This window comes from Devosia sp., assembly GCF_040509215.1.
In the GTDB taxonomy this organism is placed as follows: Bacteria; Pseudomonadota; Alphaproteobacteria; order Rhizobiales; family Devosiaceae; genus Devosia.
The window spans coordinates 1-12,751 of the sequence record NZ_JBEVLL010000370.1 but is presented as its reverse complement, the minus strand read 5'-3'; the positions used below and the strand labels follow the sequence as shown (position 1 = coordinate 12,751).

Genomic DNA, 12,751 nt, shown 5'->3' with positions numbered 1-12,751 from the left:
GGTAAGCGTCGGGCCGTCTATTCTGTGGCTCCCTTACCCCCACCCTCAATCCCTCCCCACATGGGGGAGGGAGGCGCAGGCTGAGGGTTCGCGGTTCCATCGTTTCCCTCCCCCGTGTGGGGAGGGATCAAGGGTGGGGGTTCTCCTCACTCCCAGGCGAGATGGACCACCTCCATGGTCTCGATCTCTGTGATGTCGACCGTTGCACGGTCGCCCGAGATTCGGAATGGGACGTCCTTGCCGGCGACCAGGAGACTGGCCGATTTCACCTTTTTGCCCTTGGGAATTTCGAGCGTTGCGGTGAGCGGGCCGACAGGCCAGGTGTCGCGCAATGGGCCCTTCATCATCATCGGATTGGTGAGATTGAGGAGGCACAGCGCCCTGCCCTTTTGGTCTTCGTGCACGCCCACATCGAAGACGCCGCGGCCGGTGATTTCGACCTCTGGGGTCTTGCCGAGGGCCCATTTGACGGCGTTGGCGATGAGGCGCCCCTGGTCTTCGGCCATGTAGGTCCAGAAGACCTCGCCGATATTCCAGGGAATGTAGACGACGCGACCGCCGGCTTCGGTGGTGCGGGCCGAGACGCCGACACCCTGGGGCGGCAGACGAGGATAGACTTCTTCCATCGGCAGGTCCGGGAAGTCCGGAACCTTCAGGAACGGCTGCTCCAGCGTGGTGGTCGGTTCGACCCCGACATCTTCAGTGCCACCGATGATGCGCTGGGCGCTGCCGAAACCGGCATTGATCGGATGGGTGCCGTTGATCGAGACGTAGGAATTGCGAACGCCAGCACGCGGGGCCGCGGTCATCTTGACGCCGAAGACGTCGGCGAGGCCGAAGTCGGCGCGGGCAGCGCCCTTCTCGTCGTAGAGCGAGGTCTGGTGGGCCGCGACGACAGAACCGCCTTCGGCGACGAAATCGCGCAGGGCCTGACACTGCGCGTCGGAGAGATAGGTGGCGTTGGCGAGGATGACGAGCTTGTAGCGGCGCAGCTCCTCCACGGTCATGATCTGGTCGGAGAGGAATTCGAAGGGCAGACGGGCTTCGACGAGGGCGTGGTAAAAACCCTTATCGTTGAGTTCGGCGAGATGGCGCTTGTCTGGGTCCCAATGCCGGAGGGTTGTCGCCGGGTCGATGATCGCGATCTCGGCCTTGGGCAGCATGGAGCCGATGACCGGCTCGACCTTGGCGTGCAGGTTGAACGCATTGGCCGTGGGCTGGACCCAGCGGTCATCGGGGATGCAGGCATTGAACTTGGTGAACCAGGGGAAGAGACCCTGCGTGATGCCAGCGTGAATCCACTGCTCGATTTCGGGGCCGGTCTGCACCGAATCCTTCCAGCGCGGAATTTCCTCGGGGCCGATGGAGGTGATGAGGCCAACAGGACGATCGCGGAACGTGGCGCGGATGCGCTTGCCGTTGCGGCCGGCCGACCAGGCGGGCTCGACATTGCGGCGGCCCTGATGGTCGACGAAGAGAATGGGGCAATGCTTCTTGATGACCGAGAGGTCGAATTCCATGAGCGAGGAACCGCTCATATTGGGAATGAAGCTGGCGTGCGGTTTTACCTTTTTGACCTCGGTGTCCCAATGGGCGACGAGTTTTGTCAGGGTGGTGCGGCGCCATGCAGCCCAGGCCTGCCAGACGGGGTCGGAGGCGGTGCTGGTTTCGGGGAGTTCGAAGCCGCTGGCGGCTCTAAAGTTGTCTTCGCAGGCTTTGCAATAGCAGACGCCATGGCCCTGCCAGCGATTACCGAACAGCGCGTCGATATCGTATTTTTCGGCGATCTCGACGATGACCTTGGTCATGAAATCGAAATTGTAGCTCGAATAGGCGCAGGTGACGTAAATTCCGGGCATGGCCCAGTGTTCGCGCGGCTGGCGGTCGACGGTCAGCGAGACCCATTCGGGGTGCGCTTCGGCGGCGTCGGCATGGATGGCGTGCGGATCGACGCGGGCCATGACGTGCATGTCGAGTTTGCGCGCTTCGGCGACGAGCGTGCCGAAGGGGTCGGTGTCGCCGATGAACTTTGACACATAGTGGAGCGGGATTTCGCTCGGATAGTAAGCGATGTAGCCGCCGGCCGAGAGGCAGATGGCGTTGGACTTTGTGCGCTTGAACACGTCGACCCAGAAGGCGGGGTCGTAGCGCTGCGGGTCGTCCTCGACGAAAGTGAGCTGGGTCCAGCGCGTGGCGGTCTTGTACCAGTCAGGCGTGCGCAGACTGGACGTGGCTGGGCTGTCTTCGATTTTTAGCATCGGACGATCCGGTGTTTTGAAAGAGGAGTGCACCGGCGGCGGTCAACCGCCGGTGCCGAGCTGACTTTGGGAGGGGTCAGCTAATGTAATATTGCTCTGGATTGGTCGGCGCAGGCGTCGGGTAGCCCCAGGAATTGGGCATGACGGGCTGCACGTTCTTGAGGCGATTGGCGAGAATGCCATAGCCATCGAGCGGCAGGGTGATGCCGAAGACGTAGAACTCGTCGGCCGCGATCTGCAGGATTTCGGCCATCAGTTCGTTCTGGAGGGCCGGGTCGCTCGACTGGCGCAGCTCGTTGTAAGCCTCGAACTGGCGCTTGGTGGCCTCCGGCGGCTCGACGGCATCGACGGAGTTCTTGTCGTTGTACCAGATCTGCCAACCCTTGGCGTACATGGCCTCGGTGGTGTTGGGGAAGAAGTAGCGCGGATCGAGAATGGCGACGATGCCGCCATTGCCGCCGAACTTGTGCACCGTGGCGTCATATTCGCCGCCCTGACGAACGCGGACTTCCCAGAGCGAGCGGTCCATGGTGCGCATCTGTGCGTCGATGCCGACGGCGCGGAGCATGGGCAGGACGAGCTGGAAGCTGTCCACGAACGTCTGGCGGACCTGGTCGATCTCGAAAATGATCGAGACGCGCTGGCCGTTTTCATAAAGGCGAATGCCTTCGCCATCCTTGTTGGGGATGATGGTGTCGAGCAGCTCATTGGCCTTGGCGGTGTCATAGGCTGTGAACTGGGTGGCGAGCTGCTCGTTGTAGAGCGGGTCTTCGGGACGAACCGAAGGCTGGGCCGGGGCACCCTGGCCGATGAAGATGGTGTCGATGACGGCCTGGCGGTCGATCGAGTGGCTGAGGGCCGCGCGGAAATCCTTGTTCTGGTAAAGGGCGCGCTTGATCGGATCGGGATGGGTCAGGTTGAGCTGGAACACCATCTCGTTCGGCTCGGTCGAGGTGGTGGTGTAGAACCCGTACTGGCCGGTTTCCTGACCATCATAGAGCACGGCGCGGTTGGCCGGGGTGCAGATCCACTGGTCGAGGAGGTCGATCTCGCCCTGCAGGGCCTTGAGCAACAGCACCTCGTTGTCGGCCGCCACGGCGTAGCTGATGCGGTCGATATAGGGGAGCTGATTGCCGTCGGTATCGACCTTGAAATAGTAGGGATTGCGCTCGGAAATCGAGAACTCGGCGGACTCGCCGATGGGCTGGGTAACCGTCCAGCCGAAGAGCGTCGGCATGTCCTTGTTCTTGAAGATTTCGCCATCGACCGCGATGCCGCTCTTGATCTGGAAGAGCTGGACCCAGCCGGTCAGGCCCTGGTCGGTCGCGAGCTTGTTCGCATCGGGATTGTACTTGATGTGGAACTGCTCGAGGTAGTGGCGGGGCGTGCGCGTCGTGCGGTCGTCATTGGCCCAGGCGAGACGCAGCGGCAGGAGGCCATTGGGCTGGTTGAAGACGATGCGGAAGGTGAGCGCGTCGACCTTTTCGAACGTCGCCGTGCTGCCATCGACCGAGCGGAGCGGGGTCGGCGGAGACTGGGCCAGCTCTTCGTTGAGGAGAATATCCTCGTAGAAGAACATCACGTCGTCAGTGGTGAAGGGCGTACCATCGGACCACTTGTGGCCCTCGCGCAGCTTGAAAGTATAGGCCGTGGCGTCTGCGTTGGCTTCAAAACTTTCGGCCACATTGGGGATGACGCCGCCAAAGTCGGGGGTGTAGCGCACCAGCGGCTCATAGCCCTGATAGCGGTGCATCATGTTGAGCGAGCCACCGCCGACGAGAGCGGCGCGCAGGTCGCCACCATACTTGCCGACGCTTTCGAACGGCTGCACCACCATGGGGTTGAGCGGCAGGCGTTCGGCCAGCGGCGGAATGGTGCCGGCGGCAACGGCCTCGGCGAGCGCCGGCGCTTCCTTGAGCGCGGCTTGGGCAAAGGCTGGAATGGCCGGCAGCACGAGAGCGGCGCCGGTCGCAGCCAGGAATGTTCTCCGAGAAATATTGGTCATCGATCCCTCCTCAGCTCGGGCGACCTAACGTGTCGCTCTTCAAGCTAACACTAGCCAATCAATACCTAATTGTTAGGTCAATAGGCATACTGAAATCGTTGCAACGAAAATTTCAAACGGCACACATCGTTGTTTTATATGCGCAATATCGCGCATAACAGACAAAACTTGCGCATAAAAATTGGCGTGGTAGAACCTAACAAAACACGAAGGTGTGCGCTTGAAGAAAATCACGCTGCAAGAGATCGCCGATCAGTTGGGCGTTTCCAAATTCGCCGTGTCGCGCGCCCTGTCCGGCAAGGATGGCGTCAGCGGGGAAACGCGCGAGCGGGTGACGGCCAAGGCGTTGGAGCTGGGCTATCTGCGCGCCGCCGATGTGGCGGCGATGCGGCCGGCCATCCACATCATCTTCAACGACCATGATCCGGTGAACAGCGAGCTTTGGATGCAGATGCAGAACGGCATCCAGCGCGAAGCGGACAGCTCTGGATACCAGGTGCAGATCCACTGGACGGCCGAACCGGAGCGGGTCGAGAACATCGCCCGGGCCAGCGCCGGCATCGTGCTGGTGGGCCAGCATGACGTGAGGACGCTGGCGGTGCTGAAGGCTGTGGGGCGGCCGGTGGTGCGGCTCGGCTGGGTGCTACCGCTCGAGCAGGTCGACCAGGTGACGGGCGCCGACCACGAGGCGGGCAATGCCATTGGGCAGTATCTGATTGCGCGGGGGCATAAGCGCATCGGCTTCGTGCATGGCAGCCGGGTGCTGCGGGGACGTATGGAGCGCCTGTTCGGCCTGCGCGAGGCTCTGCTGACATCGGACCAGGCGAGTGTCGTGGAAGTGCAGTTTGGCGAGGAGGGTTTTGCCAATGCCTTCCTCGCGCTCAAGACCGAGGGAGAACTGCCGACGGCGCTGTTCTGCGCGCATGACAGTCTTGGGGTACATGTGGTCTCCGAACTGCACCGGATGGGCCTGCGCGTGCCCGACGATATTTCGGTCGTCGGCTATGGCGACTTTGCTGCCGCGACGCAGATTTCGCCGCCGCTGACGACAGTGCGCCTGCCGGGCGCCGACATGGGCATTGCCGCATTCCGCCTGCTGCTCGAACGCATGAACAGCAACCGCCCCGCACTGCCACCACAGCGGCTAATGCTGGTGCCCACCCTGGTGGAGCGCGGCTCGGTGAAGTCGCTGGGCTAGTTCAGCGCGTTCTTCACGATCCGGCCATTGGCCATGATGATGGGCATGTGAGCCCCATCGTCCTGCAGCAGCGAAATGTCCGAGAGCGGGTCGCCATCGACCACGAGAAGGTCGGCAAAGGCACCTTCGGCGACAACACCCACTTGGCCCTCAAGACGGCAGAGCTTGGCGCCGATGACGGTGGCGGAGCGGATGATTTCCTGTGGCGTAAGAACCTTGGCGAGGAGTTCGAATTCCATGCCGTGATATTTGCGGAGCTGACCGAGAAGGTCGGAGCCGAAAGCCATGGGGAGGCCGGCATCGCGCATGATTTCGAGCGAGCGCAGGCCGCCGCTGCGGACCACTTCGATCTTGGCGAATTCGGTGGCGCCGAGGCCAAGGGCCTCGCCTTCGAGGGCGAGCGCGTCGTAGGCGACAAGCGTTGGGACGGCGATGCAGCCCTTTTCGGCGGCCTTCTTGGCGGTGTCGGGCTCGATCAGGTTGCAGTGTTCGAGTGAGTGGACGCCAAGTTCGACGCAGCGGGCGATGGACTTGTCGGTATAGACGTGGGCGGCGACGTACATGCCCGCGTTTTCGGCCTCTTCGACCATGGCGAGGATTTCGTCGCGCGAATACTGGATCGAGTGGATCGGGTCATTGGGTGAGGAGACGCCGCCATTGGCCATGACCTTGATGAAGTTGGCGACTTCCTTGATCATCGTGCGGCAGGCGGCGCGGACATGGTCGACGCCATCGACGATGAGACCCATCGAGCCCAGACGGTCGGAGAAAAGGCCCGGCCGATCATCGGTGCGCTGGCGGAGATCGGCATGGCCGCCGGTGGTGGTAAGGCCCTTGCCGCAGATGATGAGGCGGGGGCCGGCGATGAGGCCTTCATTGACTGCGCGGACGAGACCGTAATCGGCGCCGCCGAGATCGCGCAGAGTGGTAAAGCCGCGCTGCAGGGCTTCTTCCATAACCCGGGCGGAGCGCAGGGCGGCGAGCGAGGCCGGAGCGATCATATTGGCCCAGAGGTCGAGCGTTTCGGCAACGACATGGACGTGGCAATCCACAAGGCCGGGCATGATGGTCTTGCCGGCGAGGTCGATCACTTCCACGCCTTCGGGCCGCGCAAGGCCGGTGCCGATGGCGGCGATGCGCTGATCGGTGATCAGCACCTCGAGCCCCTGCCGCAGGATGCCGGCTTCGGCGTCGAGGACATTGCCGCCGGTGAAGAGAAAAGACGTGGTCATGAGATCAACTCAGCGGTTGTGGCAGGCAACCATCTGGCCACCTTCGCGGGCGGTCAGGGCGGGTTCGGTGGTCTTGCAGACGGCGGTGACGAGTGGGCAGCGCGTGTGGAAGGGGCAGCCGCTCGGCTTCTTCGTCGCGCTGGGGATGTCGTCATTGGTGGCGCTAAAGCTGTGGCGCTTGCGCGGGTCGCGCGAGGGTGCTGAGCGCATCAGCAGTTCGGTATAGGGATGGCCCGGTTCTGCAAAGATGCGTGTCTTGGGGGCGATCTCGACGATCTTGCCCAGGTACATGACAGCGACGCGATGGGAGATGAATTCGACGACGCCGAGGTCGTGCGAAATCGACAGGTAGGACACGCCGAGATCGCGCTGCAGATCGCTGAGGAGATTGAGGATCTGAGCCTGCACCGACACGTCGAGCGCCGAAACCGGCTCGTCGCAGACGATCACGTCAGGGTTGAGGGCCAGTGCGCGGGCAATGCCGATGCGCTGGCGCTGGCCGCCTGAGAACTGATGGGCGAAGTTGTCGGCCTGATCGGGACGGAGGCCGACGCGCTCCATGAGTTCGGCGACGCGCGTTTCGCGCTCGGCCGGGGTGCCGACCTTATGGATGTCGAGCGGGGCGCGGATGATGTCCTTTACGCGCTGGCGCGGATTGAGCGAGGAGAACGGGTCCTGGAAGACGATCTGCATGCGGCGGCGATAGCTCTTGAGCGCCGCGCGATTGAAACCACGGATTTCCTGGCCATCGAACTGCACGCGGCCGCCGGTCGGCTTGACGAGGCCCATGAGCGCAAGGCCGGTCGTTGACTTGCCGCAGCCGCTTTCTCCAACAAGGCTCAGGGTTTCGCCGCGCTGGAGCGAAAAGCTGACGCCATCGACGGCCTTTACTGCGCCCACCTGGCGCTGGAAGACGCCGGAGCGGATGGGGAAGTGGACTTCGAGATTTTCGACCGAGAGCAAGGGGGTGCGATCAGGCTGCATCGTCGTGCTCCCAGCAGGCGGCCCAGTGTCCGGGGCGTTTTTCTTCGAATGGCGGACGCTCTTCGAGGCACCGCGCCGAGGCATTGGCGCAGCGCGGTGCAAAGGCGCAGCCCTTGGGCAAGTTCCAGAGCGGAGGAACAGTGCCCGGAATATCGGCGAGACGATCGCCGGCTTCGCTCGACGCGCCGGCGCCGGGAACAGCGCCCATCAGGCCGATCGTATAGGGGTGGAAGGGGCGGTCGAAGAGATCGTAGATGCTCGCTTCCTCGACCTTGCGGCCCGCATACATGACGATGACGCGGTCGGCGACTTCCGACACCACGCCGAGATCGTGGGTGATGAGGATTTGTGCGGTGCCGAGGCGCTTCTGCAGGTCGGAAATCAGGCCAAGGATCTGCGCTTGAATGGTGACGTCGAGTGCCGTGGTCGGCTCGTCGGCAATGATGATCTTTGGATCGCAGGCGAGTGCCAAAGCGATCATGGCGCGCTGGCGCATGCCGCCCGAAAGCTCGTGCGGAAACTGGGCGGCGCGGCGCTCGGGATCGGGCATCTGCACGAGGCGCAGCACGTCGACGGCGCGGGCATCGGCCTCGCGCCGGTTGCACTTGCGGTGCTGGCGCACGGATTCGGCGATCTGCTCGCCGATGCGCAACACCGGGTTGAGCGCCGAAAGTGGTTCCTGGAAGATCATGGCGATCTTCTCGCCACGGAAATCCTCGACCTGCCGCTGGTTCATGGCGAGGAAGTCCTGGCCATCGATAAGAACCTTGCCACCGGCGATGGTGGCGGCCTCCGGCAGGAGCCGGAGGAGAGACAGCGCGGTCATGGATTTGCCGCACCCGCTTTCCCCGACAATGCAGAGGGTCTCCCCTGCCCTGACCGAGAAGCTCATGTCGGAGACGACGGCAAAAGCGCCATTGACGCCCCTGATCTCGATGTCGAGATCGGAGACTTGCAGAACCGGGACATGGGTTGCTGTGTTCATTTCGCTCATTGCCGTCGTCTCCAATGCCGGGCTAGTGGGGCACGCCCGACATGTTGGGGGTCTTAGTCGGTAGCGCCTTCGAGGTTGCCGACCATGAATCCGTAGTCGCCGCTATGGACGAGGTTGCGGGTGAGGTGCTGCATGATCATCACGCCATTGGCGAAGGGCGTCGGGATCTCTTCGAGCACTTCGAACGTGTAGGGGCTGACCACGCGACCGAGCAGCTGGCCGCCCTTGATGACTTCACCATTGGCCGGGGCCAGCGGTTCGAGCCAACCGCCCTGGCTCGGACGAATGCCGGCCAGTTCGTTGACGACGATCTGCTTGGGATTGGTCCACGGATCCCCCTGAATGGCGCCGATGGTCTTGAGCATGTTGAGGACGCCGTCGACGGTCTGCTTCACGTACGGGGTCTGGTCGACGATACCGCCACCGAGTTCGATCACGGCAACCGGGATATTGCGGGTATCGATGGTCACCGACTTGGTGGTACCGCCAAAGACGGTGCCCTGCTTGTTCTCGACCGGGCGGTAGAGGAGCTTGGAGCCAAAGGCGCGCGACAGGCGCTCGTCGTTCCAGATATAGACATAGTCGACGGTCGGGCGATCCGTGCCCGAATGGAGGTCGATATGCACGTCGATGACATTGAGGAACTCATTGGTCATCGCATGGGCGAGCTGCTGGGAGTAGGTGCCCTTGGGATTGCCCGGGAACTGGCGGTTGAGGTCGACCTTGTCGATGGTGGCAAAACGCTCGTTGACGGCGAAGGCATAGGGATTGGCGACAGGCAGCAGGAGGATACGGCCCTTGAGGGGCTGGTCCTTGAGGGCGCGGTAGAGATCGAGAATGGCCTGGGAGCCAGAGTTCTCATTGCCGTGGATGGAGGCGGAAATGCCGATTGTGGGACCATCCTCTTCGCCGACCAGCTCGTGGATGAACAGCACTGCGTCGCTGCCATCGGCGTGGGTCGTGAACTTGGGACGAAGCTGGTTGATGGATTTGACCATTCGAATATTCCTTTAGTTACTTTGCCTTGGCGGACTTGCCGCCGCCGCGAGAGAGCTGGCGGGGGTCGAGCACATCGCGCAGACCGTCGCCGAGTAGATTGAAGCCGAGCACCGTCACCATGATGGTCGCGCCCGAGACGATGGAGAGCCACGGCGCGTCACGCATGAAGCGGGTGCCATAGGCGAGGGTCCATCCCCAGGTCGGGGCCGGTGGCGGCAGGCCGAAGCCGAGGAAGCTCAACGCCGATTCTGAGATGATCGCGGTGCCAAGCCCGAGTGAGGCAAGCACGATGATCGGCCCGAGGGCATTGGGCAGGATTTCCTTGAAGATGATGCGGGCGGGGCTGGCGCCCAGGGCTTTCGCCGCCTGCACGTAGTTCTGCTCGCGCAGCACCAGGGTCGTCGATCGCACGACGCGAGCATATTCGGTCCAGGCGACGACGATGATGGCGAGCGACACATTCATGATGCCCGGGCCAAGCACCGCGACGATGGCGAGGGCCAGGACGATGGCCGGGAAGCCGAGGAAGATATCGGTGATGCGCATCAGCACCTGATCGACCCAGCCACCAAAGTAGCCGGCGACGAGCCCGACCACCGTGCCGATGATGGCCGAGGCTGTTACCGCGATGACGGCGATGGTCAGCGAAATGCGGGCGCCGAAGACAAGGCGGGACCAGAGATCGCGACCGAAATTGTCGGTGCCGAGGATGTGCTCGATCGTCGGGCCGTCGAAGCGGTTGCGCATATCCATCTGCTCAATGCCGTGGGTCGCGACGTAGGGCGCGAAAATGGCGAGGAGGATGATGGTCAGCGAAATCAGCGCGCCGACGACAAGCGAGACATTGGTGAAGGCTTTAGGCAAACGCATGGTCATCAGCCCAATCGAATACGCGGGTCGACCGCTGCGTAGAGAAGATCCACCACCAGGTTCACGAGTGCGAAAACGATGGCGAAGGTGAGCACGATGCCCTGGATCAGCGGCAGGTCACGCTGCGAGATCGCGGCGATGGTGAGCTGCCCCAGGCCCGGCCAGGCAAAGATGGACTCAGTGAGCACGGCGCCGCCGAGAAGCGCACCAAAACGCAGCCCGATGACACTGAGCACCGGGAGGAGCGCATTGCGCAGGGCATGCCGGATGACGACGCGGCCTTTTCGCAAGCCCTTGGCATAGGCGGTGCGGACAAAATCCTCGCGCAGCACTTCGAGCATGGAGGCGCGAACGAGGCGCGAGATGATGGCCGCCGAATTCGCCGCCAGCGCCAAGGCCGGCAAGGCGATGTGGCCGATGGAATCCCAGAGCACCTGCGGGCGGCCGGTGACGGCAGCGAGGAATGCCTCGGGCAACGGCACGCCGCGACCGATGGCGGGGAGCCAACCGAGTTGCACGGCAAAGAGCAGCATCAGCAGAAGACCGAGCCAATAGACTGGCATGGAGACGCCGAGCTGGGCGAAGAGCATCGTCACCGTATCGACCCAGGAACCCTGGCGGATGGCGGCGAGGACGCCCAGCGTCAGGCCGATGAGGGTGGCAAGGATCAGGGCGACGACGGCGAGCTCGATGGTCGCGCCGAGACGGCCGAGGATGATCTCGGAGACCGGCTGGTTCTGGAAGATCGAGCGGCCCATATCGCCTTGCAGCAAGGCGGCAAAATAGTCCCAGAGGCGAATGTACCAGGGGTCATTGAGCCCAAGGGTATTGCGCAGGGTTTCGATGGCTTCCGGCGTCGCATCCTGGCCAAGAAGAACGGCAGCGGGATCGCCCGGGATGATGAGCAGCAGGCCGAAGGTGACCACCACCATGCCGATGGCCATGGGGATGAGCAGCAGGAGCCGGCGGATGACATAGGCTACCATTGGCTTTGCCTCTGCGTGACTTGGTTACGCTCAGCCAAGGATCACCTCATCGAGCTTGCGGGGGTACTTGGTGAGGCTATCGGGCCCCTGTCCGGTGACGAGAACCGTATCGGCAAGGCGGAAGCCGCCGAGGCCGGGCACGTAAAGGGCGGGTTCGGAGGAGCAGACCATGTTGGGGAGGAGCACGGTATCGTCGCCCCCTTCCACCCATGGCGGCTCGTGGAACATGACGCCCATGCCGTGGCCGACGCGGTGGAGGCAGAATTCGCTGACGCCCTGCTCGCGGATGAAACCGAGGGCGCGATCATCTGCCGACGAACAAGTCGCGCCGGCAATCAGGCCCATCGTGCCGATGGCCTGGGCCTGCTGGGCGAGATTATAGAAGCGTTCCTGCTCCTTGTTCGGCTCACCCAGAATGAAGGTGCGCTCGCTTTCGGCGGCGCGCCCACCCACCCGGCAGCCGAGAGAAAGAATCATGCTTTCTCCCCGCTGCGGGCGGTGGCCGGTCGGCATTCCGTGAGGGACAGCGGAACGCAGGCCGGAATAGACAAGCCCACCGGCAATGCCCTGCACGAGCATGATGTCCTCGTGCTCGCGATACATGGTATCGAGCGCATGGCGGATGATGTGGGCTTCGATCTCGATTTCTGTCGGCATGGTCTTGCCGGTGCGCAGCGCCTCGTCGATGACGGCGACGCCAGCGGCAACCATGGAATCGGAAATGCGCGCAGCTTCGCGCTGCAGCACCAGTTCCTCGGGGCGCTTGGTGAGACGCATTTTGCCCACGATGCCGGAGGCGCGCACCTTGGCATTGGGGAAGGCCGCTTCGATCTGACCGACGCGGGCCAGGGAAATGCCAGGCGAATGCGCCACGGTGCCCTTGATGTCGCCGACAGTGCGGGCGAGCACGGCAAAGGGTCGGTCGCGGCCAGGAAATTCGAAATAGACGACGAGCTCTGCCGCGGTCTTCTGGTCGAGGGCGTGGTGGCGCTCAAGCTCGGGAACCAGCAGATAGGCGTCGGTTTGCGTCAGCGCGAAAACGACGGGGCGTTCGGTGGTGTAGTGGGAAAAACCGGTCGTGTAGATGACGTCGTCATTGGAATCGAGCAGCAGCACGTCGACGCCGTCTTCGGCCATGCGCGCACGAATGTCGCGATGGACGGATGCGTAATAGTCGGCGCTGAGGCGCTGGGAGAAGGCCATGGCGATGTCCTTGGAGTGGGGC

General features: G+C 63.1%; 10 protein-coding genes. 1 reads left to right on the top strand and 9 read right to left on the bottom strand.

Annotated features, from left to right (window positions below; genetic code table 11):
• Positions 1-146: 146 nt before the first annotated feature.
• Complete coding sequence (locus ABW043_RS20960) at positions 147-2,258, bottom strand: family 10 glycosylhydrolase (RefSeq protein ID WP_353923137.1); 2,112 nt, start codon at positions 2,256-2,258, stop codon at positions 147-149.
• Positions 2,259-2,334: 76 nt separating this feature from the next.
• Positions 2,335-4,263 (bottom strand): ABC transporter substrate-binding protein, encoded by a 1,929-nt coding sequence (locus ABW043_RS20955; protein ID WP_353923136.1) that lies wholly within the window; start codon positions 4,261-4,263, stop codon positions 2,335-2,337.
• A 214-nt stretch (positions 4,264-4,477) separates the two neighbouring features.
• Here ABW043_RS20955 and ABW043_RS20950 point away from each other — a divergent pair, with 214 nt between their 5' ends.
• Positions 4,478-5,461, top strand: coding sequence for a LacI family DNA-binding transcriptional regulator (locus tag ABW043_RS20950; protein ID WP_353923135.1), 984 nt, complete (start codon positions 4,478-4,480; stop codon positions 5,459-5,461).
• On the opposite strand, the gene ABW043_RS20945 is transcribed toward ABW043_RS20950, so the two are convergent.
• The 7 genes from ABW043_RS20945 to ABW043_RS20915 form a co-directional block, all read right to left on the bottom strand.
• Complete coding sequence (locus tag ABW043_RS20945) at positions 5,458-6,693, bottom strand: metal-dependent hydrolase family protein (protein WP_353923134.1); 1,236 nt, start codon at positions 6,691-6,693, stop codon at positions 5,458-5,460. The genes ABW043_RS20950 and ABW043_RS20945 overlap by 4 nt on opposite strands.
• Positions 6,694-6,702: 9 nt before the next feature.
• Positions 6,703-7,677: an ABC transporter ATP-binding protein gene (locus ABW043_RS20940; protein WP_353923133.1), complete on the bottom strand. Its 975-nt coding sequence runs from the start codon at positions 7,675-7,677 to the stop codon at positions 6,703-6,705.
• Entirely contained in the window at positions 7,667-8,671 is a 1,005-nt protein-coding gene (locus ABW043_RS20935) for an ABC transporter ATP-binding protein (protein WP_502908687.1), read from the bottom strand. The genes ABW043_RS20940 and ABW043_RS20935 overlap by 11 nt, the downstream gene beginning before the upstream one ends.
• Before the next feature lie 53 nt (positions 8,672-8,724).
• Positions 8,725-9,669 (bottom strand): succinylglutamate desuccinylase/aspartoacylase family protein, encoded by a 945-nt coding sequence (locus ABW043_RS20930; RefSeq protein ID WP_353923132.1) that lies wholly within the window; start codon positions 9,667-9,669, stop codon positions 8,725-8,727.
• Between the two features lie 16 nt (positions 9,670-9,685).
• Positions 9,686-10,546, bottom strand: coding sequence for an ABC transporter permease (locus tag ABW043_RS20925; RefSeq protein ID WP_353923131.1), 861 nt, complete (start codon positions 10,544-10,546; stop codon positions 9,686-9,688).
• Positions 10,546-11,526, bottom strand: a complete 981-nt coding sequence (locus ABW043_RS20920) for an ABC transporter permease (RefSeq protein WP_353923130.1) — start codon at positions 11,524-11,526, stop codon at positions 10,546-10,548. Before ABW043_RS20920 ends, ABW043_RS20925 begins: the two co-directional genes overlap by 1 nt.
• 30 nt (positions 11,527-11,556) lie before the next feature.
• The coding region (locus tag ABW043_RS20915) for a M24 family metallopeptidase (RefSeq protein WP_353923129.1) at positions 11,557-12,751 on the bottom strand (1,195 nt) is incomplete at its 5' end.